The sequence below is a fragment of the Desulfocurvus sp. genome, from assembly GCF_023230885.1.
GTDB lineage: Bacteria > Desulfobacterota > Desulfovibrionia > Desulfovibrionales > Desulfovibrionaceae > Desulfocurvus.
Window position 1 is genome coordinate 1 of the sequence record NZ_JALNWM010000019.1, and the last position, 24231, is coordinate 24231.

The 24231-nt window shown below is 73.1% G+C and carries 22 protein-coding genes; 15 read left to right on the top strand and 7 right to left on the bottom strand.

Translation table 11 applies throughout. From position 1 onward, the window contains the following. Positions 1-715: 715 nt before the first annotated feature. The 6 genes from M0P34_RS02400 (at position 716) to M0P34_RS02425 (ending at position 6716) form a co-directional block, all read left to right on the top strand. Positions 716-967, top strand: a complete 252-nt coding sequence (locus tag M0P34_RS02400; protein WP_291495972.1) for a FeoA family protein — start codon at positions 716-718, stop codon at positions 965-967. Then, positions 960-3146, top strand: a complete 2187-nt coding sequence (gene feoB, locus M0P34_RS02405; protein WP_291495974.1) for a ferrous iron transport protein B — start codon at positions 960-962, stop codon at positions 3144-3146. The genes M0P34_RS02400 and feoB overlap by 8 nt, the downstream gene beginning before the upstream one ends. Positions 3147-3252: 106 nt before the next feature. Continuing rightward, positions 3253-3690 carry a transcriptional repressor gene (locus tag M0P34_RS02410; RefSeq protein ID WP_291495976.1) on the top strand — a complete coding sequence of 146 codons (438 nt, stop codon included), beginning with the start codon at positions 3253-3255 and terminating at the stop codon, positions 3688-3690. 66 nt (positions 3691-3756) lie between these two features. Continuing rightward, positions 3757-3945, top strand: coding sequence for a hypothetical protein (locus M0P34_RS02415; RefSeq protein WP_291495979.1), 189 nt, complete (start codon positions 3757-3759; stop codon positions 3943-3945). After that, positions 3942-4451 carry a hypothetical protein gene (locus M0P34_RS02420; protein WP_291495981.1) on the top strand — a complete coding sequence of 170 codons (510 nt, stop codon included), beginning with the start codon at positions 3942-3944 and terminating at the stop codon, positions 4449-4451. Before M0P34_RS02415 ends, M0P34_RS02420 begins: the two co-directional genes overlap by 4 nt. Before the next feature lie 102 nt (positions 4452-4553). Continuing rightward, positions 4554-6716: a heavy metal translocating P-type ATPase gene (locus M0P34_RS02425; protein ID WP_291495983.1), complete on the top strand. Its 2163-nt coding sequence runs from the start codon at positions 4554-4556 to the stop codon at positions 6714-6716. A gap of 111 nt (positions 6717-6827) precedes the next feature. On the opposite strand, the gene M0P34_RS02430 is transcribed toward M0P34_RS02425, so the two are convergent. The 6 genes from M0P34_RS02430 to M0P34_RS02455 all read right to left on the bottom strand — a co-directional run bounded on the left by M0P34_RS02430 (position 6828) and on the right by M0P34_RS02455 (position 11966). Beyond that, entirely contained in the window at positions 6828-7259 is a 432-nt protein-coding gene (locus M0P34_RS02430) for an HMA2 domain-containing protein (RefSeq protein ID WP_291495986.1), read from the bottom strand. Positions 7260-7515: 256 nt separating this feature from the next. Continuing rightward, on the bottom strand, positions 7516-8178 hold the full coding sequence (locus M0P34_RS02435; RefSeq protein ID WP_291495988.1) for a cytochrome b/b6 domain-containing protein: 663 nt from the start codon (positions 8176-8178) through the stop codon (positions 7516-7518). Continuing rightward, a complete protein-coding gene (locus M0P34_RS02440; RefSeq protein ID WP_291495990.1) occupies positions 8175-9851 on the bottom strand; it encodes a tetrathionate reductase family octaheme c-type cytochrome in 1677 nt (558 codons plus the stop codon). Before M0P34_RS02440 ends, M0P34_RS02435 begins: the two co-directional genes overlap by 4 nt. A 100-nt stretch (positions 9852-9951) precedes the next feature. Further along, on the bottom strand, positions 9952-10371 hold the full coding sequence (locus M0P34_RS02445) for an Rrf2 family transcriptional regulator (RefSeq protein WP_291495992.1): 420 nt from the start codon (positions 10369-10371) through the stop codon (positions 9952-9954). Between the two features lie 175 nt (positions 10372-10546). Beyond that, on the bottom strand, positions 10547-11005 hold the full coding sequence (locus M0P34_RS02450) for a 4Fe-4S ferredoxin (RefSeq protein WP_291495994.1): 459 nt from the start codon (positions 11003-11005) through the stop codon (positions 10547-10549). Continuing rightward, positions 10998-11966 (bottom strand): 4Fe-4S dicluster domain-containing protein, encoded by a 969-nt coding sequence (locus M0P34_RS02455; protein ID WP_291495996.1) that lies wholly within the window; start codon positions 11964-11966, stop codon positions 10998-11000. Before M0P34_RS02455 ends, M0P34_RS02450 begins: the two co-directional genes overlap by 8 nt. 235 nt (positions 11967-12201) lie before the next feature. Here M0P34_RS02455 and M0P34_RS02460 point away from each other — a divergent pair, with 235 nt between their 5' ends. Beyond that, complete coding sequence (locus M0P34_RS02460) at positions 12202-13620, top strand: sigma 54-interacting transcriptional regulator (protein WP_291495998.1); 1419 nt, start codon at positions 12202-12204, stop codon at positions 13618-13620. Here the strand turns inward: M0P34_RS02460 and M0P34_RS02465 are convergent. Next, positions 13598-13972: a hypothetical protein gene (locus tag M0P34_RS02465; protein ID WP_291496000.1), complete on the bottom strand. Its 375-nt coding sequence runs from the start codon at positions 13970-13972 to the stop codon at positions 13598-13600. The two genes, M0P34_RS02460 and M0P34_RS02465, sit on opposite strands and share 23 nt — an antisense overlap. Positions 13973-14209: 237 nt before the next feature. On the opposite strand from M0P34_RS02465, the gene M0P34_RS02470 reads away from it, so the two are divergent. From M0P34_RS02470 to M0P34_RS02505, 8 genes are all read left to right on the top strand, one after another. Further along, positions 14210-15247 carry a 4Fe-4S binding protein gene (locus tag M0P34_RS02470; protein WP_291496002.1) on the top strand — a complete coding sequence of 346 codons (1038 nt, stop codon included), beginning with the start codon at positions 14210-14212 and terminating at the stop codon, positions 15245-15247. 196 nt (positions 15248-15443) lie between these two features. Continuing rightward, entirely contained in the window at positions 15444-16238 is a 795-nt protein-coding gene (locus M0P34_RS02475) for a LytTR family DNA-binding domain-containing protein (RefSeq protein WP_291496004.1), read from the top strand. 17 nt (positions 16239-16255) lie between these two features. Continuing rightward, positions 16256-17956 (top strand): LytS/YhcK type 5TM receptor domain-containing protein, encoded by a 1701-nt coding sequence (locus M0P34_RS02480; protein WP_291496006.1) that lies wholly within the window; start codon positions 16256-16258, stop codon positions 17954-17956. Positions 17957-18119: 163 nt separating this feature from the next. Beyond that, positions 18120-19547 carry a carbon starvation protein A gene (locus tag M0P34_RS02485; RefSeq protein ID WP_291496008.1) on the top strand — a complete coding sequence of 476 codons (1428 nt, stop codon included), beginning with the start codon at positions 18120-18122 and terminating at the stop codon, positions 19545-19547. Between the two features lie 148 nt (positions 19548-19695). After that, positions 19696-21210: an ATP-binding cassette domain-containing protein gene (locus tag M0P34_RS02490; protein WP_291496010.1), complete on the top strand. Its 1515-nt coding sequence runs from the start codon at positions 19696-19698 to the stop codon at positions 21208-21210. A gap of 10 nt (positions 21211-21220) precedes the next feature. Beyond that, positions 21221-22873 (top strand): hypothetical protein, encoded by a 1653-nt coding sequence (locus tag M0P34_RS02495; RefSeq protein ID WP_291496012.1) that lies wholly within the window; start codon positions 21221-21223, stop codon positions 22871-22873. Further along, positions 22870-23607, top strand: a complete 738-nt coding sequence (locus M0P34_RS02500) for a phosphoribosylanthranilate isomerase (RefSeq protein ID WP_291496014.1) — start codon at positions 22870-22872, stop codon at positions 23605-23607. The genes M0P34_RS02495 and M0P34_RS02500 overlap by 4 nt, the downstream gene beginning before the upstream one ends. Before the next feature lie 128 nt (positions 23608-23735). Further along, a partial coding sequence (locus M0P34_RS02505; protein WP_291496017.1) for a hypothetical protein occupies positions 23736-24231 on the top strand: 496 nt, incomplete at its 3' end.

Here is a 24231-nt window from a genome sequence, read left to right on the forward strand (position 1 = left end):
CAGCTTGGTATCGACTTTCATGCAGGTTCTCCCGGTCTGGCCGAAAGCCCCCCGGCCGCCCGGGAACCCTCCCCGAAGGCGGACGCGAACCGCCCGGCAGGCGCCGCCCGGCGGGCGACGCGGAGCCGAACCTAATTGAAATTGAAAATCAATGTCAATATAAAAACACGCCTCCAAGGGGGAAAACGCCGGGAACTGCGCGCCCAAATCGGCGCGCGGCGCTGGAAGCAGGGGCGCAAGGGCGGGCACGGCCCTTGCGCTCCGGGGGGCCGGACCGTGCCGCGCCAAGCCCGCAAGGCCGGATGCGCCGACAACGCGGCCTGGCAGGCCGGGCCAGCGGCCCGGGGCAACCCCGCGCGCTGGCGCCGGAGTGCCGGAGCGCAAGACCGGACGGCACCCACCGGAAAGCACCATGCCCAAAACGCAAGGCCGGCCGGACCGGGGACACTGCGGCCAGGCCAGGCCCGCTGCGGTCGCAGCCCGTATCTCCCACGCCTTCGCTCCGGAAAAAGATTGACTTTGAGAACCGTTTTCAATATCAGCAGGGCGTGCCCGCAAGGGCCCCGCAGCCGCTCCAGGCGGGCCCGGGGCGCCTGCGGGCTTCGGCGGCATCCCGCCGCCAGCGCCAACCCCGCCCGGGCCGGACCCGGCGGACAGACGTGAAAGACTTTTACCGCTGCCATGCACGGAGCAGGAGCGGCCCGGGAGGCTTCCCATGGAACAGACAACGGGACTGCGGCAACTCAAGGTCAACTGCCGGGCCAGGATCCGCCGGATCACCGCCCAGGGCGAGCTGGGCAGACGCATCCGCGACATGGGCCTTGTGCCCGACACGGAAATCCAGGTCATCGGCAAGGCTCCCCTGCGCGATCCCGTGGCCATCCGCCTGCGGGACTTCACCCTGACCCTGCGCAACAACGAGGCCGACCACATCACCGTCACCGTCCTGGAGTGTCCCGATGTCTGAGAAACTGACCTTCGCCCTTGCCGGGAACCCCAACTCCGGCAAGACGACCATGTTCAACGCCCTGACCGGCGCGCGCCAGCATGTGGGCAACTACCCCGGCGTCACCGTGGCCAAGAAGGAGGGCCTGCTGCGCGTGGACGGACGCGACGTGCGCGTGGTGGACCTGCCGGGCACCTATTCCCTGACGCCCTACTCCCAGGAGGAGCTGGCGGCGCGCAACTTCCTCATCAACGAGAAACCCCACGCCGTCATCGACGTGCTCGACGCCAACACCCTGGAGCGCAGCCTGTACCTGGCCGTGCAGTTCCTGGAGCTGGGCGCCCCGCTGATCCTGGCCCTGAACATGATGGACGAGGTCCGCCGCCGACGCATGACCATAGATACCGCCAAGCTCTCGGAGCTGATGGGCGTGCCGGTGGTGGAGACCATCGCCCGCGACGGCGAGGGCAAGGAGGCCCTGATCCGCGAGGCCGTGGCCTACACCGAGGCCAACCGGGGCAAGGTGGAGCCGCTGCGCCTGTCCTACGGCCGCGACATCGACGCCGCCCTGGACGAGATGGAGCCGCTGGTCAAGGGCTCGGGCCTGCTGGCCTCCCTGGTGCCCGCGCGCTGGGTGGCCCTGAAATTCCTGGAGGGCGACCCCGACATCATCGCCATGAGCCAGCGCGACAAGGCCCTGGCCGCCGCCCTGACGTCCATCGCCGACCGCGTGGCCGCCCATGTGCGGCGCACGGAGAACACCCACCCCGAGTCCATCATCGCCGACCACCGCTACGGCTACATCGCCGCCCTGCTGCGCGAGGGCGTGGTGCGCAAGGACACCACCGCGGAGAACCTGCGCCTGTCCGACCGCGTGGACAAGGTGGTCACCAACGCCTTTCTCGGGCCGCTGATCATGCTGGCCGTGCTCTACGGCATGTTCCAGCTCACCTTCGCCGTGGGCGAGATCCCCATGGGCTGGCTGGAGGCATTCTTCGGCTGGCTGGGCGGGGTGGCCGAGGCGTCCATCCCCGAGGGCCTGTTCCAGTCCCTCGTGGTCTCGGGCGTCATCGACGGCGTGGGCGGCGTGCTCGGCTTCGTACCGCTGATCCTGGTCATGTTCCTGTGCCTGTCCTTCCTGGAGGACCTGGGCTACATGGCCCGGCTGGCCTACATCCTGGACCGCGTGTTCAAGCTCTTCGGCCTGCACGGCAGCTCGGTGATGCCCTTCATCGTCTCCGGCGGCATCCCCGGCGGCTGCGCCGTGCCCGGGGTCATGGCCGCGCGCACCCTGCGCAGCGCGCCCGAGCGCCTGGCGACCATCCTCACCGCCCCGTTCATGTCCTGCGGGGCCAAGGTCCCGGTGTACATCCTGCTCATCGGCGCCTTCTTCCCCGAGGCGGCGGGCAACGCCATGTTCGCCCTGACCCTGGGCGCCTGGGCCATGGCCCTGCTGGTGGCGCGGCTCCTGCGCGGCACGGTCATCAAGGGCGCGGCCACGCCGTTCCTCATGGAACTGCCGCCCTACCGCATCCCCACCCCGCGCGGCGTGCTCATCCACACCTGGGAGCGCGGCTGGCAGTACATCAAGAAGGCCGGAACCATCATCCTGGCCATCTCCGTCCTGCTGTGGGCGGCCATGACCTTCCCGAGCCTGCCCGACGACCAGGCCGCCGACTTCGAGGCCCGGCGCGGGACCATCCAGGCCGAAATGGACGCCGCGGCCCAGGCCGGGGCGGCCGAAGAGGCCCTGGCGGCCTTCGAGGGACGCCTGGCCGACCTGGACAACGCCCAGGCCGAGGAGGCCCTGCGCAACTCCCTGGCCGGGCGCGTGGGCACCGCCCTGGAAGGGCTGACCAGCCTGGCGGGCTACGACTGGCGGACCAACATCGCCCTGGTGGGCGGGTTCGCGGCCAAGGAGGTCATCGTCTCCACCCTGGGCACGGCCTACTCCCTGGGCGAGGTGGACCCCGAGGAGACCGACAGCCTGTCGGCCCGCCTGGCGGCGGACCCGGCCTTCGGCCCCTGGACGGCCATCAGCCTGCTGGTGTTCACCATGCTCTACGCCCCGTGCTTCGTCACGGTGGTGGCCATCGCCAAGGAGTCGTCCTGGGGCTGGGCCGTTTTCTCCATGATCTTCAACACGGCCCTGGCCTTCGGGGCCGCGACGCTGGTGTACCAGGTGGGCACCCGCCTCTAGCACGAACGGACGCGGCGCCCCCGCGCCGCGCCAGCCTTCCGCCGCCGGTCCGCGCGCCCCCGCCGCGCGGACCGGCTTGGCGCAACCACGGCCCAACGAGGAAGCAATGAAAGATCCCATCGAGGCCTTCAGGAAGTTCCTGGCCGACAAGAACCAGAAACTGACCCCCCAGCGCCAGGTGGTGCTGCGCATCTTCATGGACCGCCACGACCACATGACCCCCGAGGAACTGCACCAGCTCGGGCGGGAAATGGATCCCGGCCTGGGGCTGGCCACGGTCTACAGGACCCTCAAGCTCCTCGAGGAGGCCGGGCTGGCCCGCGAGCTGCGCCTGGGCGACGGCGTGGCCCGCTACGAGTACGACTTCGGCCGCGAGCACCACGACCACATCATCTGCACCGCCTGCAAGCGCAACATCGAGGTCCTCGACCCCAGGATCGAGACGCTCCAGGAGGCCCTGGCCCGGCGCCACGGCTTCGAGCTGACCGGGCACAAGATGATCCTCTACGGCCTGTGCCAGGCCTGCCGCGAAGACGGCGAATAGGCTTTTGCCCCCGGCCCGGACCGGGCCGCACTGAATGTTCACCCTCTACCCCCAGCGGAGATTCCTATGAAAGAACTCGGAGAAAAGGTGCTGTGGCTGGCGGCCGGAGCCGCCGTCGGCGCGGCCTGCTACCTGGCCTGGCGCAACCGCGAACGGCTCATGCCCCTGGTGGAGCAGGCCGTGACCCAGGCCCGCGAAATGACCCGGCCCCGGCAGGACGAGGGCGAAACCTCCGGGGAGGTGCGCCAGTCATGAGCAACATCGGCTATTTCCTCGCGGGGGCAGTGCTCGGCGCGGCGGGCGTGGCGGCGGCCAAGGGCGACGAGGGCGCCCGCCAGACCCTGGCCGGGCTGGTGCGCGGCGGCTACGGCATCAAGGAGAACCTGCTGGCCTGGGCCGAGCGGCTGATGGAGGACGTGGAGGACTCCCTGGCCGAGGCGCGCCACCGCCAGCAGACCCAGGCCAAGGAGGACGCCCAGGCCGGGACATCCCCCGCCGAAGCGGCCGAAGCCACCGAAACGGCCGCCAGGCCCAAGGGCCGGGGCCGGGGTGCGGGCGCCGGGGCAGCCAAGGCCGGGGCCACGGCCGGGACGGGTCGGGGCGCTGGCGCCGGAGGCGGCAAGGGCAAGGCCGGAGCCGGGGTAGCCAAGGCCGGGGCCACTTCCGGAGCGGGCCGGGGCGCGGCCAAGGGCAAGGGCCCGCGCGCGGGCGCCAAGACGGCGGCCCGGGGCCGGGGGGCCAAGGGCCCCGGCGGGGCCTAGCGCCCCGCGCCCGCCCCGCGCCATTCGGATCATCCCCCCGGGCCCGCCGGGCCCCGGGGGGTTCCGCGCGCCCGCGCGCCCACCCCAGCCCCCAGAGAGCCAATGATCGTCAATCACCAGATTCCCGGGCGCATCCGCTTCACCCCGGGCAACGCCGCAGCCCTGGAGGCCGCCGCCCGGGCCCTGGAGGCCGCCCCGGCCCTGAGCGGCCAGGCCCTGGACATCAGCTACAGCCCGCGCACCCGCCGGGCGCTGCTCCTGCTGCGCGCCGACGAGGCCCTCACGGCCCTGGCGGCGGACATCCTGCGCGCCCAGCCCGAGGCTCCCGGGGCCGCCCCCGGCCTCCCGGCCCCGGACGGCCCCTGCCAGCCCGCCGTGTGCCGCCGCGCGTCCCCCGGGGCCGAGTGCCTGCTGCCCGGGGTCTGCCGGGCCGACCGCCAGCGCGGGGCCCTGGAGCACCCCTTCCTGATCATCGCCCGCAAGGTCGCCCGGTTCTACCTGCGCCGCCTGCTGCTGCCCATGTGGCTGCGGCCCTGGTGCATGGCCCGGGACGTGGCCCCGCTCATGCTCGCCGGGGCGCGGTCCCTGGCCCGGGGCAGGCTCGACGTGGCCGTGCTCGACGCGGCGGCCATCGGCTCGTCCATGGCCCTGCGCGACTTCAACACCGCCGGGACCATCCACCTGCTCCTGGACATCAGCGAAACCCTGGAGGAATGGACCCGCGAAAAGTCGCGCGGGAACATCGCGGCCATGCTGCGCGGCGAGGACCGGCCCGCCTGGGTCCTGCGCCGGGGCAACCCCGAGCGCATCCCCGCCTCGCAGTTGCAGGCCGGCGACCTGGTCATCGTCAAGTCCGGGCTGGCCATCCCCGTGGACGGCGTGGTGGCCGACGGCACGGCAATGGTCAACCAGTCGTCCATGACCGGCGAGCCCCTGGCCGTGCGCAAGGCCGTGGGCCACGAGGTGCTGGCGGGCACGGTGGTGGAGGAAGGGGACCTGACCATCCTGGCCGAAAGCGTGGGCGACCACACCCGGCTGGCCCAGATCGCCCGGGTCATCACCGAGTCCGAATCCATGCGCGCCGAGGTCCACAGCCAGGCCGTGCGCATGGCCGACCGCATCGTGCCCTTCTCCTTCGTCCTGGCCGGGCTGGTCTTCGCCGTGACGCGCAACGTGCGCCAGGCCGCCGCCGTGCTCCTGGCCGACTACTCCTGCGCCATCAAGCTGGCCACGCCCCTGGCCGTGCGCGCGGCCATCCTGGAGGCCGCGCGGCGCGGGGTGCTGGTCAAGGGCGGCAAGCACCTGGAAGCCCTGGCCCGGGCCGACGCCATCATCCTGGACAAGACCGGCACCCTGACCCAGGCCCGGCCCAGCGTGGTCGACGTGTGCCCCGTGGGCGGCTACAGCCGCGAATACATCCTGCGCCACGCGGCCTGCCTGGAGGAGCACTTCCCGCACCCCGTGGCCGAGGCCGTGGTGCGCAAGGCCGAGGAGGAGGGCCTCGACCACCGCGAGCGCCACGCCGAGGTGGAATACATCCTGGCCCACGGCATCTCCTCCACCCTGGACGGCCAGCGCGTGCTGCTGGGCAGCCGCCACTTCGTCCACGAGGACGAGGGCGTGGACATCGCCCCGGCCGAGGCGTCCATCCGCCGCTGCGCCGACAGCGGGCACACCGCGCTGTACATGGCCATCGGCGGGCAGCTGGCCGGGGTCATCTGCATCGAGGACCCCATCCACCCCGACGCCCCGCGCTTCGTGCGCCGCCTGGAGAACATGGGCCTTTCGCGCATCATCATGCTCACCGGCGACGGCGAGCCCAGCGCCCGGCGCGTGGCCGAGGAGCTGGGCATCAGGGAATACCGCGCGGGCGTGCTGCCCACGGACAAGACGGCCATAGTGGACGAGCTGCGCGCCGCCGGGCTGACCGTGGCCATGGTCGGCGACGGCATCAACGACTCGGCGGCCCTGACCCGCGCCGACGTGGGCGTGTCCATGAAGCACGGCGCGGACATCGCCCGCGAGGCATGCGACGTGCTGCTGACCACGCCGCGCCTGGACGGGCTGCTGGACACCATGGCCATCGCCCGGCGCTCCATGCGCCGCATCCGGCGCAACTACGGCTTCATCGTCGGCAGCAACACCCTGTTCATCGCCCTGGGCGTGGCCGGGCTCATCTCCCCGGCGCTGCTGGCCCTGCTGCACAACGCGGGCACCGTGCTCACCTGCGCCCACAGCATGCGCCCGGTGCTGCCCCGGCACTGAGCAGCCCCCGCCCCGGGCCCAGCCCCAAAAACAGGACGGGGCCGACGCCCATGCGTCGGCCCCGCCTGCCGCCCGGCACCCGGGCGGCGAAAAACCCGCCCCGCCCGCTGGCTAGCGCAGCAGGGTCCGGCGGTTCTGGACCATATGCACACCGCCCAGGGCCAGGAACAGCACCCCGGCGCCCGCGTGGGCCTTGCCCGACACGGCCAGCGCCCCCACGGCAAGAATCAGCGCCCCGGCCATGCCCGCCTTGACCGCGCGCCGGGCCTGGGGGGTGCGCAGGGCCTTGTCCGCCCGGGCGGCCCCGGCCCGCAGCCGCTCCAGGTCCACATGCAGCAGCTCGGCCGCACGCCTGAGCAGCGCCTCGGCCCCGATGCGCGCCTTGTCGTAGAATACCAGCAGGCTGCCCACCCGCTGGTTGACCTGCACCTCGACCACGCCCTTGAGGTCCAAAAGCCGTTCGCGGGCCTCGCGGGCGATTTCCTCCACCTTCAGGGCCCCGCTGCGCAGGCGCAACCGTCCCTGGGTCATGCTGGCGATCATCGCGCCCTCCACATGCTCTGCCCGGGCCCGCACCGGCCGGGACCATCCCGGCCGGGCCAGCCCCGGGGGACATACCATACCGTTTCAGGCGCAAAGCGCAAACCGTGACAGCGATTTTCATCCTCCGGCCCGCGCCGCGCCACCCGGCGCCACCCGGACGCAAGGCGCCCCCGCCCGGACACGCCGGACGGGGGCACCGCGATTCCCGGGAGCCGGGGCCGCGCCGCCACGGCACGGCCCCGCCCCGGGCAGGGGGTCACAGGGGGCTGGTCTTGCGCTCCCACTCGGGCACGGCCTTCTCGTCCTCAACCTCCTCCCAGCCCGTGAACATGGCGATGACATGGGCCGAGACGGTGTGCCCGGTGGTGGTCATGTAGACATGGACCACCACGAAGGCCAGGAAGCCGAAGGCGCCGATGGTGTGCAGGGTGGCCACCGTCTCCAGGGACAGGCTGGTCAGGCCCAGGGCCGCCCAGTCGTTGTAGTAGAGATAGGCGATGCCCGTGGCGATCTGGAACGGGATGAGCAGCGTGGAGATGGACAGGTAGGTCAGGCGCTGGAGCGGGTTGTGCTTGGCGCGCTGCGTCTTGGGCACCGGGTGCGGCTCGCCCCGGAAGATGCCGCTCACATAGTACATGGCCACCTCGTAGATCTTTCTGGTGGTGGGCACATACTGCTTCCACTCGCCGGTGGTCGACAGCCAGAACACGATGAACACATAAAGCCCCAGCCAGGCCCAGGCGCACCACTCGTGCACGGCCACGGCCCGCTCGAAACCCAGCAGGGAGAAGGTGCCGTGGACCTCCAGGCCCGTGGCGGCCAGCACCAGGATCAGCGCGGCCTGGAACCAGTGCCAGAAGCGCTCGAACCACGTGTACAGGTAGACCTTCTTCAGGCCGTTCTTCACCGAACCGCTCATGACCGCTCCTCCTTTGCGTTGCGCGACCGGGAGGCCGCGCGGATGGCGCCGTGGATGAACACCCCCAGCAGGGAGGCCGCCACGGCGGCCCAGCCCACCCAGTCCACCAGGGCCGAGCCGTCGCGCCCGGGCATGTAGAACCCGGCCAGGTTGGCCAGCCGACCCCGGTCGGCGTGGCATTCGACGCAGGCGACCACGTTGTCCTTGGGCGCCACCATGTGCGTGGTGGGATAGGCCCAGGCCGTTTCCACGAAGCCGAACTCGCCGGAGTAGTCCAGCCCGGCGTAGTCCATGCCCGCCCGGATGGCCGCGGCCCAGTCGTAGCCCTTCCAGAAGGCCGCGTCGTCCTTGCCGAACAGGTGCGGCACGACCATGGTCTTGTTCACCGTGTCATAGGGCGTCCTGCCCCGGTGGACCTTGAAGGGCATGATCCGCGAACGCGGGTCGTCGGGCGAGCCCACGGGCCAGGACAGGCGCACCTCGCCCGAGGGGTCGATGACGTCCGTGGCGCGCACGGTGGTCATGGAGCCGCCCCACCAGTAGTACTCGGGCACCACGTTCATCTCCCACACGAAGTCGCCCTTCATGGAGTCGTAGCTGGCCCGGTCGTAGGGGCCCTTGTCCTTGTAGGGCTTGCCGTCCTTGAGCCGGCCGGCGGTGGACCAGTCCCAGCTCATCTTGGTGGGCATCTCGCGGGCGAACTCGGGAATGTGGCAGGCCTGGCAGGCGACCTTGTCCGTGTGGTCGTTGGCCTTGTGCCCGGCCTTGTGCGGCGTGGCGCTGTGGCACGACTCGCAGGTGATGCGCGGCGCCAGGTCGTCCTCCAGCAGGCTCTTGCGCTCCGTGGCCGCCGGGGTGGCGTAGATGCGCCCGGCGATGTTGTGCACCGTGGTGGTGTGGCAGCGCGTGCAGTGGAAGTTCTGGCCGTCGACGCCCATGTGAACGTCGAGCTTCTTGCTCGGCGCGGCGAGGGTGCTGTCCAGGTCGCCGTGCTTCACGCCGTCGCCGCCGCCGCCGTGGAAGTGGCAGGTGCCGCAGTTGTCGCGGTCCGGGCGCCCGATGTTCTGGGCGATCTTGGCCAGGTCCGGCGGCTGGTAGGTCTTCTTGGGGCCGAAGGGCGTGGGCTCGCTCACCGGGTAGCCCGCCTTGGAGGGGAACTTCTCGTAGGTCCCGGTGGTGTCGTGGCAGACCAGGCAGTCCACCCTGGCCGGGTCGGTGAAGTCGAAGTCCTTGTCCTTCCAACCGTATCCGGCGTGGCACGAGGTGCAGCGCGGCTCGTTGGAAAGGATGCTGATGCAGAAGTTGTTGACCACGAGCCCGCCCTTGCCCATGCGCTGGGCGGGGTCGGCGTTGGGGTCGATCCAGGTCCAGTGGATGGTCTTGTGGAACTGCGCGGCGGCCTCGGTGTGGCAGGTGAGGCAGGCGCGGGTCACGTCCTCGGGCTTTGTGAAGGCCTGGCGCAGCGCCTCGTGTTTGGAGTGGTCCGAGGTGATCCAGAGCTGCGAGTCCTTGGTGGCCTGGCGCGCGAGCTGGCGCCCCGGCGCGGCCGCTCCGCCCTGGGCGGGCGCGGACGTGTCGGTGGCCGCGCGGGCCCCGGGCGCGGCGCACGCCCCGCAGACCAGGACAAGCAGCGCCACAAGCGCCTTGCGGCGCAACGACGGGAAACGGTTCATGCAGACACCCCCTGCGTTTCAGGTTGCCCGCAAGGCCGCCGCGAACACCCCGGCGGCGGCCCGGCGGCCCATGCGGCGCAGGAGGTCCGCCCCTCCCGCGCTATCGCTTCGTGTCGCAGTTCTCGTAGTTGATCTGCGACAGGGTGATGGAGTCCAGGATGCGGTTCATGGCCGCGGTGGCCTCCACCCACACGTTGCGTACACTGCACTTCGCGCCGCGCGAGCATATCTTGTCGTCGCTCACGCAGTCGGTGAGGTTGATGCCGCCCTCCAGCAGGCGCACAACCTCGCCCACGGTGATCTCCTCGGGCGGACGGGTGAGCATGTGCCCGCCCTTGGGCCCGCGCACGCTGACCAGGTAGCCTCCGCGCTTGAGGGGCCGGATGAGCTGCTCCAGGTATTTCACCGAGACACCCAGCCGCGCCGAGACCTCGCTCACCGAGACTGGGCGGCCATTGCTGTTCTCGGCGATATCCAGGAGCATCCTGGTTCCGTATCGGCTTCTGGTGGACAATTTCATGAAGAATCTCCGGGAATGTTGCGGCCTGGGGCCCCATGCCCTCTGCGCCCGCCGGGGGCACGATACCCCCTCCCGGTCCGATTTCCAATATGTTCCCCCAAAAAATCATAGGCGTTTATTCCAATCATCTACACGCAGGGCGGAATTGGCCCGCGCGGCAATCCACGCCGCGCGCTCACCTGACATAGCCCGTGCCGCGCACCAGCGCCGCCAGCCCCAGGGCGCCGAAGGCCAGGGCCAGGGCCAGGTGGGCCCAGTCCACGGCCATGACCACTCCGGGCGCAAGCCAGACATCGGGCAGATTCTTGAGCGCGCGGGCCAGCCCCGTGAGCGCCAGGGCCGCCACGGCCGCCGCCCGCCAGCCGCCCAGGGCCGTGAGCGCCTCGCGGCGCACGAGCCACGCGCCCAGGGCCGCCCCGGCCCAGACCAGGAACACCGTGGCCAGGGCCAGATGCAGGGTGTGCAGCAGCAGGTAGTCCGCCGTCCAGCCCATGCCCGGCAGATCGGCCAGGTAGTAGCGCTTGAAGATGGGCATCTGCCCCGCGCCGGTGAACCCCAGGGCCAGGCACAGGGCGATCCACAGCCGGCCCCGGGGCCGGCGCGCCGGGCGCAGGGCGGCGCGGGGTTCAGTCATGGCCGCCCTCCCCGGCACCGCGCCCGGAGCGGGCCAGCCCGCGCGCGGCGGTGAGCAGCCCGGCGGCCAGCCCGGCCAGGGGCGCGCCGAACACCGCGGCCGTGAACGCCTCGTCGCGGGCCATCACGTCGGCCACCGGGCGCAGGTGCGGCCGCCCCGGGCCCTGGGCCACGGCGCGGTCCAGCTCCTCGAAGGGCACGGGCGAAACGTAGAAGGTGTTGGTGCCGCCGTTCTCCTCCAGGCCGTAAAGGTGGCCCCCGGTCTCGGCGGCCAGCTTGCGCGCCCGGGCGGCCATCTCCTCGCGCGGGCCGCTGGCCTGCACCTGCATCGGGCAGGCCTCGCTGCAGGCGGGCTGCTGCCCGGCGTCCAGGCGCTGGTGGCAGCGGTCGCACTTGTACATGACCCCGTTGCCCGCCAGGGCGGGCAGCAGGTCCAGGTACAGGCCGACCCCGGTCTGGCGCTGGGGGATGCCCCAGGGGCAGACATCGCGGCACTTGGCCCCGCCCAGGCAGATGGCGTCGTTGATGCGCACCGCGCCGTCGGCGCGCTTGTAGGCCGCGCCCCAGGGGCAGAGGTTGGCGCAGGGCGGGTTCACGCAGTGCATGCAGCGCCGGGGGATGTGCACCTCCAGTTCCCGGCCGTCCCGTTCCACCACGGCGGTCTGGATGGTCAGCCAGTTGTAGGGCGTGAGCCGCCCGTCCTCGTCGCGGCGGGCCGACCAGTCCTCGGCCCTGACCCGCGCGGGGTACATCTTCGGGAAGGGGCGCTCCGGCTCGGGGAACTTGGCGGCGTTGGCATCGCGGCAGGCCGCCACGCACTCGCCGCAGCCCACGCAGCGCGACAGGTCCAGCAGCGTGGCCAGCTCCACGCGCCCGCCGGTTTCGGCCCGGGCCGCTCCGGCGCCGGGCACGGCCAGGGTCCCGGCCAGGGCCAGGGTCTTCAGGAAGCTTCTGCGGTTCATGGCGTTCCGTGGTGTTTGCGGCGCGACCCGGTACGCCGCCGATGGACAGGATATCCGGGTCTATTGCAGCCATAGCACTCCCTGTGCCGAAAAGTCACACCCTTTCCCGCCGAAGCCCCCGCGCTGCGGAATGACTGCTTTTATTTCTTTCCCGGGCCCCGGCGGCGGGGCCTTGCCAAGACAACGGTTGGCCAGTATTTGAACAGTTGGTTAATCAACTGCGCAAAAACCGGGAATGGCGGACATGAACCAGGATTCGGTGAAGCACTATCTGGAGGAGATCATCGAGACGATGAACGAGGGCCTGTTCATCGTCGGGCCCGACGGGCGGCTGTCCATGGTCAACGGAGCCCTGGAGCGGCTGACGGGATTTTCGCGCGCCGAGCTGCTGGGCAGGCCCTGCACGGTGCTCAACTGCGACGCCTGCCGCATTTCGCGCCGCGAGGGGCGCGACCACTGGTGCCGCCTGTTCGACGAGCGCAAGCAGAGCCGCAAGCACTGCCGCATCGTGCGCAAGGACGGCTCCTGCGTGGACGTGGTCAAGAACGCCACCCTGCTCATGGAGGACGGCCGGGTCATCGCGGGGGTGGAGACACTGACCGACCTCTCGGAGCTGGTGGAGCGCGACCGCAGGATCGAGGAGCTCTCGCGCCACTGGGACACGGGCTTCCACGGCATGGTCGGCGAGTCCCCGGCCATGCTGCGGCTGTATGCCATCCTGGAAAAGGCCGCGCGCTCCGACGCGCCGGTGATCATCTTCGGCGAGTCGGGCACGGGCAAGGAGCTGGCCGCCCACGCCATCCACACCCTGGGCTGGCGCGCCGACCGGCCGTTCATCCAGTTCAACTGCGCGGCGCTGAACGAAAGCCTGCTGGAAAGCGAGCTGTTCGGGCACGTCAAGGGCGCCTTCACCGGGGCCATCCGCCACCGCGAGGGCCGCTTCGAGGCCGCCGACGGCGGCGACATCTTCCTGGACGAGATCGGCGACGTGCCCCCGGCGACCCAGGTCAAGCTGCTGCGCGTGCTGGAAAGCAAGCGCATCGAACGCGTGGGCGACAACCGGCCCATCGACGTGGACGTGCGCGTCATCACGGCCACCAACCGCGACCTGGGGCGCATGGTGGCCGAGGGCGCCTTCCGCAAGGACCTGTTCTACCGCATCAACGTCATCCCCATCCATGTGCCGCCGCTGCGCGAGCGCGCCCAGGACATCCCGCTCCTGGCCGGACACTTCCTGGCCGACATCCGCCGCCGCACGGGCCGCGGCCCCCGGGGCCTGACCCCCGAGGCCCTGCACCTGCTCACGGCCCACCCCTGGCCGGGCAACGTCCGCGAGCTCAAAAGCGCCCTGGAGTATGCCTGCGTGCTCACCGACACCGGGCCCGTGGCCCCCGGGCACCTGCCCCCGGCCATCCAGGGCGCCCCGGGCGCCTGCCCGCCGCCCGCGCCCGCCGCGCCCGCCCCGGCCCCGGGGCCGCACCCGGCCCTGCCCGCCGACCCGCGCCAGGCGCTCATCGACGCCCTGCTGGCCACGGGCGGCAACAAGAGCCGCGCCGCCGCCCTGCTGGGCGTGAGCCGGGGCACGGTGCAAAACCGCATGCGCCGCTTCGGCGTGGACCTGCGCCGCGTGGTCAGCGGCCCAGGCCCGCGATGAAACGCTCCAGCTCGTTGGGCTCGCCCTCGCGGTAGTCCTCGGGGTAGAGCAGGTTGCGCATCCAGAACACGCTGCCCTGGCCCAGGGCCGCCGAGGCCCGGGCGCAGAGGTTCTCGGCCTTGCGCTCCACCCGGTCGCGCGTTTGCGGGTCCAGCCCGTCCAGCAGCCCGTCCAGCTCGTCGGGCAGGTCGCGCAGCAGCTCGGCCTTGCGGCGCAGGTTGGCCGCCGAGGCCTCGGGGTCGCCCTGGGCGTGGAGCAGCTCCTCGGCCTGGCGCTCCAGCTCGCGGATGCGCGCCGCCGTGTCCGCAAGGACGCCGACCACCCGGGCCAGCGCCGTCGTATCCTGGACCATGTCCGTCCCTCCCGCGCCCGGCCGGGCGCATTTTCTTGTGCAAATTCCGGCGCACCACCTTGTTCCGGGCCGATGCCGGGCGTAGGGGATACGCCCGGCGCCCCCAGCCCGCCCCCGCGCGTCCGGCGCCTTGACCCGGGTCAAGGCGCCGGACGCGCGGGAGGGGCATCCTGGCCCGACGCCGCCACGCCACGGTACGGCACCCCGCCGCCGTTGGCAAAGCCCAAGGAGGTGCCCATGTCCCGCCCCGCCACGCCCGCCACGCCCGCCGCCCCGGCCCCCGCGCCGCCGGGCCGCCGCCCCGCGCGGCTGCGCCTGGCCGTGCAGTCGGCCTTCGCCCTGGCCTGCCTGTGGGCCGGGTGGGAGTTCTACCGTTTCGTGGCCTGGGTCCTGGGCCAGGGTCCGGGCCCGGCAACGCGCCCGCCCTCGGTGGAGGGCTTCCTGCCCATCAGCGCCTTCATGGCCCTGCGCCGCCTGTTGTCCAGCGGCCAGTGGGACCCGGTCCACCCCGCCGGGCTGACCATCCTGGTGGCCGCGCTGCTCATGGCGCTGCTGCTGCGCAAGGGTTTTTGCGGCCATGTCTGCCCCGTGGGCCTGATCCATAACCTGCTGGCCCGCGCCGGGCGGGCCCTGGGCCTGGCGCGGACCCCGCCCCGGCGCGCGGCCCTGGCCCTGGCCGCGCCCAAATACCTGCTGCTGGCCTTCTTCGTCTGGACCACCTGGATCGGCATGGACGCCCGGGCCCTGGACAGCTTCCTGCGCACGCCCTTCAACATCGCGGCCGACGCGCGGATGCTGGCCTTTTTCCTGGACCCCTCGGGGATGACCGTGGTCGTCCTGGCCGCGCTGGCCGCGCTGGGACTGGTGCTGCCCTATTTCTGGTGCCGCAGTCTGTGCCCCTACGGCGCGCTGCTGGGGCTCGCGGCCCTGGCCTCGCCCCTGGCCGTGCGCCGCGACCCGGGCTCCTGCATCCGGTGCGGGCGCTGCACCCGGGCCTGCCCCGGGGGCATCCGCGTAGAGGCCAGGGTCCGCGTCAACTCCCCGGACTGCGTGGGCTGCATGGAATGCGTCGGGGCCTGCCCGGTTCCGGGCTGCCTGGGCCCGGCCCTGCCCGGCGGGCGGCGCGTGCCCTGGGCCCTGGCGGGCCTGGGCTGCGCCGCGCTGTTCCTGGGGCTCCACGCCTGGGCCCGGGCCACCGGCCACTGGGACTCCGCCGTGCCCCCGGCCATGCTCGAACGCATCTACCGCATGGCCCTGGGCGCGCTCCGGCTGTGACGGTGCCCGGGGCCGCCCGCCCGGCCCGCGAGGGCAGGCAAAAACGCAACCGCCGGGGGAAGGCCGGGTGCGCCCCCACGCCGCCCCCCTCCCGGGGCTGGCGCCCGGCCCGGGCCTTGACACCCCCCGCCGGGCGGCATTAGCTGGGGAGGTCCGCCCGGCGCCGACCCCGGCCCGGCGGGAGGAGTGCCCGCCCATGCCCATACGCGCCGTCATCGCCGACGACGAGCCCCCCGCGCGCGACGAACTGGCCTTCCTGCTCTCGCGGTTTCCCGACGTGGAGGTGGTGGCCCAGGCCGCCTCGGCGCGCGAAGCCGTGGCCGCCATCCGCCAGCACGCGCCCGACGTGGCCTTCCTGGACATCGAGATGCCCGGGGGCAGCGGGCTGGACGTGGTGGCCGAGGTGCTGGCCGAGGGCCCGCCCGTGCCGCCGCAGTTCGTCTTCGCCACGGCCTTCGACCACTACGCCATCCGCGCCTTCGAGGCCAACGCCGTGGACTATCTGCTCAAGCCCGTGGAGGCCGACCGGCTGGCCAGGAGCCTGGCCCGGGTGCGCGGCTCCCTGGCCGCGCCCAAGGGCCCGCCGCCGGGCCGCGAGGCCGTGGGCCAGGAGGTGCTGCGCCTGCTCGAAGCCATGAGCCCCGGACGCGGGCTGACCCGCGTGGCCGTGGAACAGGGCGGGCGCATCGCCCTGCTCCGGCCCGAGGAGGTCGTCTTCCTGGGCACCGAGGAACGCCGCGTCGTGGCCCACACCGCGCGCGGCGCCCTGCCCTGCCACGGCCCGGTGACCCTGGAGACCCTGGAGGAGCGCCTGGGGCCGCACTCCTTCTTTCGCGCCAACCGGGGCGCCCTGGTCAACCTGGCGCGGGTGCGGGAGTTCTCGCCCTGGTTCAACGGCAAGTACGCCTGCACCATGGACGACGCCCAGGGTACGGAAATAACCGTCAGCCGGGGCCGCGTGGCGGCCTTCAAGGAGCGGCTCGGCCTGTAGGGCCGGCGACCATCGCCATGACGACCCTGGAACTGCTTGTCACCCTCGTGGAGCGCTTCGGGCTCATGCTCACGGCGGCCTTCGTGATCATGACCCTGGGCGCCGCGCGCGACGTGGACCTGCGCCCGACCACCCGGCGCAACACCGTGTTCCTGATCCTGCTCTTCGGCGCCATGGGCATCCTGGGCACCTACACGGGCGGCCCGGTGCAGGCCTCGGTGGCCAACCTGCGGGCCATGAGCGTGATCACCGCCGGACTGGTGGGCGGCCCCGTGGTCGGGGCGGGCGCGGGGTTCATCGCCGGGCTGCACCGCAACCTCATCGACCTTTCGGGCTTCTCGGCCCTGCCCTGCGGGCTGGCGACCTTCCTGGAGGGCACCGTGGCCGGGCTGGTGGCCCTGCGCCTGCGCGAGCCGCTGAACTGGAAGCCCGCCGCCGCCCTGGCCTTCGCGGGCGAGAGCTTCCACATGCTCCTGGTCCTGGCCCTGGCCCGGCCCTGGGCCGACGCCGTGAGCCTCGTGCAGCTCATCGCCATGCCCATGATCATCGTCAACACCATCGGCGCGGCCCTGTTCGTGCAGACCCTGATCATCGTCTCGCACTACCGCGAGAAGCACGAATCCTCCCAGGCCCAGCAGATCCTGGCCATCGCCGGGCAGACCGTGGGGCACCTGCGCCTGGGCCTGTCGGCGGAGACCGCCGAGGCCGCCGCGCGGATCATCTTCGAGCGCATGCGCGTGGCCGCCGTGGCCGTCACCGACACCTCCCGCGTCCTGGCCCATGTGGGCGAGGGGGACGACCACCACCTGCCCGGCCAGCGCATCATGACCTCCGCCACCCGCGCCGTGCTCGAAACCGGCGTCCCGGCCTTCGTGCGCGACGCCTCGGCCATCGGCTGCGGCACGCCCGGCTGCCCCTTCCGCTCGGGGGCCATCGTGCCCCTGCGCAAGGGCGGGGCCATCGTGGGCACCCTCAAGCTCTACGGCACCAAGGGCAACGGCCTGGACGCCGTGCGCTACGAGGTGGCCAAGGGCCTGGCCGACCTGTTCTCCACCCAGCTCGAGCTCGAGGACATCCAGATCAAGGAGCGCCTGCTGGCGCGCGAGGAGATCCGCCGCCTGCAAGCCCAGATCAACCCGCACTTCCTGTTCAACGCGCTGAACACCATCGCCTCCTTCTGCCGCACCAACTCCGGGCGCGCCCGCGAGCTGCTCCAGGACCTGGCCATCTTCCTGCGCCGCAACCTGCACGGCGGCGACGGCTTCATCCCCCTGTCCCAGGAGCTGGACCAGGTCCGCTCCTACCTGGCCATCGAACAGGCCCGCTTCGGCGAACGCATCCACGCCACCCTGGACGTGGGCGACGGCTGCCACGACTGGCCCGTGCCCGCGCTGCTCATCCAGCCCCTGGTGGAGAACGGCATCAAGCACGGCCTGGCCGGGCGCGAGGAGGGCGGCATGGTCAGCGTGCGCGCCGCCGTGCGCGACGGGGAGCTGCATGTCACCGTGGAGGACGACGGCGTGGGCATGTCGGCCCTCAAGGCCCGGGCCCTGCTGGAAAGCGAGGGCGACGGGCGCTGCATCGGCGTGGCCAACTGCAACCGCCGCCTGCGCCAGATATACGGGGCCCAGTTCGGCCTGCAGATCGGCTCGCGCCCGGGCGGCGGGACCCTGGTCGCCATGCGCATCCCCCGCCAAAGCCTGCCCGCCGCCGCCTGACCCGCCGCCCGGGCCCCCGCCCGGGCCCCGCACAGGACGTTTCAGGCGCCGGAACCGACGTTTCGCGCACAGGCTGTTGCGCGCGTGCGGCGCGCGGCGGTATGGCAACCCGCAAAAAGCTCCTCCGGGCCGGCCGGGGGGTCAAGCAAAACGGAGGGTTGCCATGTTCTACTTCTTCTTGTGCCTCGCCGCCCTGCTGGTGGGCTATCTGACGTACGGGGCGGTGGTCGACCGCATCCTCGCCCCCGACGAGAAGGCCGTCACCCCCGCGTATTCCATGCGCGACGACGTGGACTATGTGCCCATGCCCAAATGGAAGCTCCTGCTCATCCAGGTGCTGGACATCGCGGGCATCGGCCCCATCTTCGGGCCCATCCTGGGCGCCCTTTACGGCCCGGCGGCCCTCTTGTGGATCGTCGTGGGCTCCATCTTCGCCGGCGCCGTGCACGACTACATGAGCGGCATGCTCTCGGTGCGCAACAAGGGCGCCAGCATCCCCGAGATCGTGGGCGAATACATGGGCATGCCCGCCCGCCAGGTCATGCGCGTGTTCTCGGTGATCCTGCTCATGCTCGTGGGCGTGGTCTTCGTCCTGGCCCCGGCCAAGCTGCTCACCGGCCTGACCGGCGTCTCCACCCCGATCTTCGTGGGCCTCATCTTCGCCTACTACTTCCTGGCGACCATCCTGCCCATCGACAAGCTCATCGGCCGTTTCTACCCCGCCCTGGGCGCCCTGCTGCTGGTGATGACCGTGGCCATCGCCATCGCGCTCATGGCCAGCGACCACCCGGTCCTGCCCAACATGGACTTCTTCACCAACGTCCACCCCAAGGACCTGCCCCTGTGGCCGCTGCTGTTCGTGACCCTGTCCTGCGGCGCCATCAGCGGTTTCCACTCGACCCAGTCCCCGCTCATGGCGCGCTGCGTGAAGAACGAACGTGAAGGCCGCATGGTCTTCTACGGCGCCATGATCATCGAGGGCGTCATCGCCCTGGTCTGGGCCACCATCGGCCTGAGCTTCTACGACAACCCCGCCGCCCTGAGCGCCGTGGTCGACGCCGGCAGCCCCGCCGCCGTGGTCAAGGAAGCCTCCAATATCCTGCTCGGCCCGGTGGGCGGCGCCCTGGCCGTGCTGGCCGTCATCGTCCTGCCCATCACCTCGGGCGACACGGCCTTCCGCTCCACGCGCCTCATCGTGGCCGAGACCTTCAAGGTCAGCCAGTCCAAGGCCGCCAAGCGCCTGATGATCGCCGTGCCCATGTTCATCGTCGGCTTCATCATCTCGCAGTCGCCCTTCAACTCCATCTGGCGCTACTTCGGCTTCTCCAACCAGATGCTGTCCATGCTCGTGCTGTGGTCGGGCGCCGTGTACCTGGCCAAGACCGGGCGCTTCCACTGGATCTGCACCGTTCCGGCGACCTTCATGACCGCCGTGTGCGCCTCGTTCATCATCCTGTCCGACCTGGGCCTTGGCATGTCCATGAACGCCTCGATCATCGGCGGCGTGGCCGCCGCCGTGGCGGCCCTGGGCGGCTTCCTGCTCAAGTACGGCTTCGGCAGGGCCGCCGTCGCCGAAGACGCGGCGAAGTAGACCCCAGGGGAGCCCGCTCCCCGCTTTCGCACCGGGCCCGGCCCGCGGCAGACTGCCGCGGGCCGGGCCCGGATCGTTCGGGCGCCCGCCGGGGTCCGCGCGCGCCCCGCCCTTGCCCCCGGGCGGCCCAGGGGGTACCACAGCCCCCATGCCCCACGATCCCGTCATCGACATCCGCCACTTCACGGTCCGCCTGGGGCCGGGGCTGGCGCTCAAGGACGCCTCCTGGCAGGTGCTGCCCGGGCAGCACTGGGTGCTGGCGGGCCCCAACGGCGCGGGCAAGACCACGCTGCTGCGCCTGGCGCGCGGCGAGGTGCATCCGGCCCAGGGCGAATTTTTCGGCCACCGGGGCCTGCGTCGCTGGAACTTCGGGCAGGGCCCCACGCAAAGCGCCCTGGACGCCCGGGCCGCTGTGGCCCTGGTCACCCCCGACGACCACGACGCCCTGACCCGCGACGACCGCTCCATGACCGTGGAGCGCTTCGTGGTCACGGGCCTGCACGACACGCTGTACCTGTTCCGCGAGCCCGGCGCCGCCGAGCTGGCCCGCGCGCGGGAGGCCCTGGCGGGCCTGGGCGCCGGGGAGCTGGCCGGGCGCGACGTGCTGTCCCTGTCGCGCGGGCAGGGGCGGCTGGCGGTCCTGGCCCGGGCCCTGGCGCGCGGGCCGCGGGTGCTGCTCCTGGACGAGGCCGCCCAGGGCCTGGACGACGCGGCCCGGGCAATGCTGGGCCGGGCCCTGGAGCGCCTGGCGGCGGACGGCACCCAGATCGTCATGGCCACCCACCGCCTGGACGAGGCGCGCGCGGTGGCGACCCACGCGGCGGTGCTCAAGGACGGGCGCATCGCGCGCCAGGGCCCGGCGGCCGACGTGCTGGCCGGGGCGGCGCGGATTTTCGCGGCGGGCCCGGCCCTGGCGCCGCCCCGGGTGGACGGCGGCCCGCGCCAGGCGCCCCCGGAGCATTTTGTGGAGCTGCGCGGGGTGGACGTGGTGCGCCAGGGGCGCACGGCCCTCGCGGGGGTGGACTGGACCCTGCGCCCCGGGGAGCACTGGGCGCTGCTCGGCTCCAACGGCGCGGGCAAGAGCACCCTGGTGGCCCTGTGCCAGGGCGCGCTGCGCCCGACCCGGGGCCGGGCGTCGTGGTTCGGGCTGCCGGGGCCGGTGAACGTGTGGGACATCCGCCGCCGCATGGGCCTCGTGTCCCCGGAGTTGCAGGCCGCGCACCGCTACGACACCACGGCCACGGACGTGGTTCTGTCGGGATATTTTTCCAGCATCGGCCTCTACGCCCGCCCGGACGCCGGGCAGGTGGAGCGGGCCGAGGCCCTGGTGGACCTGGTCGGGCTGGAGGGCATGCAGCGGCGCGGGGTGCGCACCCTGTCCTACGGCCAGCTGCGCCGCCTGCTCATCGCCCGGGCCCTTGCGCCGGGGCCGGAGCTGCTGCTGCTCGACGAGGCCTGCTCGGGCCTGGACCCCGAGGCCCGGGCGCGGTTCCTGGAGGTCGTCCAGGGGCTGGCCGGGGCCGGGGTGACCCTGGTTTTCGCGACCCACGACCCGGCGGAAATTCCCCCGGCCGTGGGGCTGTGCCTGCGGCTGGAGGCCGGGCGCGTGGCCGCCCGGGGCCCCCGCGAACTGGTGCTGGCGCAGCGCGGGGCCTTGCCGTAGGATGCGCCCCATGCCGCGCCCGACCCCTTCCCGCGCCCCGCGTCCCGGCGCCCGCACGCTTGCCCTGGCGGGCGTCCTGCTTATCCTGTTCCTCGCGGGCTGCGCCCCGTCCGTACCCCCGCCGACCACCGGGACCGGCCCCGCGGCGGACCCCTCGTCGAGCCTGCGCCGGGTGCCTGTGCTGAGCACCGTAGGCGGCGTCCTGGACATGGGCCGCCAGTCCTTCGAGGCCGGACGCCACGCCGTGGCCGGGGCGCGCTTCGAGGCCGTACTGGCCCGCGAGCCGCACGAGCCCCTGGCCACCATCTACCTGGGCCTGTGCCGCTGGTTCGCGGGGCACCCCGAGGAAACCGCCGCCCTGTGGGAGGCCTATCCCGACGACCGGCTGCCCGGGTTCGCGGCGGCCCTGCGCACAGAGGCCGCTTCCCTGGCGCTGCTGGCCGACCGGCTGCGGGCGCGCGGGCTGGTGCGCGCGGCCTTCCAGGGCGCGCAGGAACCCCTGGTGCCCGGGCTGGCGCTCCTGGCCCGGCCGCGCCTGGAGGGCCCGGACGTGCCCGGGGCTGGCCGGGCGCTGCACCTGCTGCTGCACCAGGGCCTGGCCGGGCTGGACGCTCCGCGCCTGGTGCCCTACGGCCTGGCGCGCGCCCTGGCCGCGGAGGCCGGGCTGGACCACCCCCGGGGCGCCGACGCCGAGGACGCGCTGCTCCTGGCGCAACTCACGGGGGCCCAATACGCCATCTCCTGCACCCTTGCCCCCGCGCCCGGCGCTCCGGGCACGGTGCGCACGCGCCTGACCGTGCAGAGCGCCGAGGATCCTGCCCAGCGCCTGCTGCGCCTGGGCGCCGCCGCCGAGGAGGCCGCCAGCGCCGCCGCCGACGCGCGACGCGTCCTGGCCGACCTGGACCAGGACCTGGCCCTCACGGCCTTCGGGCTGCGCTACTTCGAGGCCGAAAAGCGCATGGGCGAGCTGCTGGCCCGGCGCAAGGCCCTGGAGGCGCGCATCCTCGAACTGAACCGCCAGCGGCGCCTGGACGAGGTGCCCGCCGCCCTCCGGCGGCTGGAGCGCCATGAACGGACCTTCGCCGCCGCCCAGCAGGAACTGCGCGAGCTCGAACAGGCCACGGTGGGCCTGGCGGCGCACATCTTCGCCCACGACGCCGAGGCCCTGGCCCGGCGCGACGACGAACTGCGCGCCGCGCGCCCGGCCCTGGAGGCGCGGGCCACGGAGCTGCGCCAACGGGCGGACATCGCCCGGGCCGAGGCCCTGCGCCGCTGGCCGCCCGGGGGCCGCAGCGCGGGCTTCGACCTGCCCGCGGCGGAGCTGACGCGCTGGCCCGCCCTGGCCGTGCGGGCCGCAGGCGCGCTGCTGGACGGGCGACCCCTGCCCGGCACGCTGCCCCCGGCCTTCGGGCCCGACGCGGACCTGGACGGGCTGCTGGCCCTGGACCGCGCCCTGGCCGCGCGGGAAGCCGGGGACCAGTCCGCCGCCCGGGAACTGCTGGCCCGGGCGCGGGCCCTGGCCCCGCGCCCGCCGGCGCTCCCGGCGCCGGACTTCGACCCCGCCGCACAGGCGGACCTGTCCGCGCAGGCCATCGCGGAACTCTATGTCCAGCGCCTGACCCGGGCCCTGGAGGCGGCCCGGGGCGGAGGCGGGGGCTCATGAGGCCCTGCCCGCGCGTACAGGTGGCCGGGGTGCGGGACCTGGACGAGGCCCTCATGCTGGCGCGCCTGGGGGTGGACAGCGTGGGCCTGCCCCTGCGCCTGGCCGTGCACGCCCCCGACGTGACCGAGGCCCAGGCCGCGCGCATCGTCGCCGCCCTACCCCCGGGGCTGCTGGCCGTCTGCATCACCTACGCCACCGACCCGGTGGAGGTCGACGCCCTGTGCCGCGCCGTGGGCACCGCGGCGGTGCAGCTCCACGCGCCCATGCCCCCGGCGGCCCTGGCCGCCCTGCGCGCCCGCAGGCCCGACCTGTACATCATCAAGAGCGTCATCGTGCCCCCGGCCCCGGAGCCCGCGCTGCGCGAGGCCCTGCTGGCCGAGGCCCGGGCCCTGGCGGGCCACTGCGACGCCCTGCTCACCGACAGCCTGGACCCCGCCAGCGGCGCCACCGGGGCCACGGGCCGCGTGCACGACTGGAGCGTCAGCGCCCTGCTGGCGCGGGCCTGCCCGCTCCCGCTGATCCTGGCCGGGGGCCTGGGGCCGGACAATGTGGCGGAGGCGGTGCGCGCCGTGCGTCCCGCCGGGGTCGACGCGCACACCGGCCTGGAGGACGCACTCGGCCGCAAGGATCCGGCCCTGGTGGCGGCCTTCGCCGCCCGGGCCCGGGCGGCCCTGGACGAAACCGGCGCAACGGCCGCAGGGCCGCCCCCGGTCCGGGGGCCCGCAGGGCCCTGAGGGCCGGGGGAAAGCGCGCGACGGCCCGCTCCGGTTGCCGCAGGGCGCATTTTGATGCATCGTGGCCGTGCATCGGGTTCCGGAGCCTGCGCCTACGCCCGGCCACCGGCGCCCGGCAAGGAGAACCCATGCCCTCCGCACCCCGCCGCCATCGCGACGGCGCCCCCACAGGGCCCGTGCTGGACAGCGCAACGCACACCGCCCGCCAGACCGAGCTGGCCTGGTTGTTCCCCCACGGCCCGGGGGGCGAACAGGGCCCCCTGGGCCGCGAGGCCGTCTGGGAAGCCCTGGCGGCGGCGGCGGCCCTGCGCGACCTGACGCCCCTGTCCGCCGACCGTTCCGTGGGCCTGCTCCTGGCCAGGCCGCCCTTCTCCCTGGCCAACATGGGCCGGCGCGTGGCCCTGTCCGTCAGCCGCCGCCCGGGGGGCACCCTGGTCCGCGCCACGCTGCTGCACGGGCTGCTCTGCCTCCAGGGCCGCGCCGCGCGCGTGGCCCAACTCGAAGACGTGCTCCAGGCCGCGTGGCTGCTGCTGGAACGCGCCGACAGGGAGCGCGGGGAGGAGCGCGCGGCCCGGGAACGGCCCGGGGCCGCCCCCGACGCCCCGCCCCCCGCCGGGGAGCCCG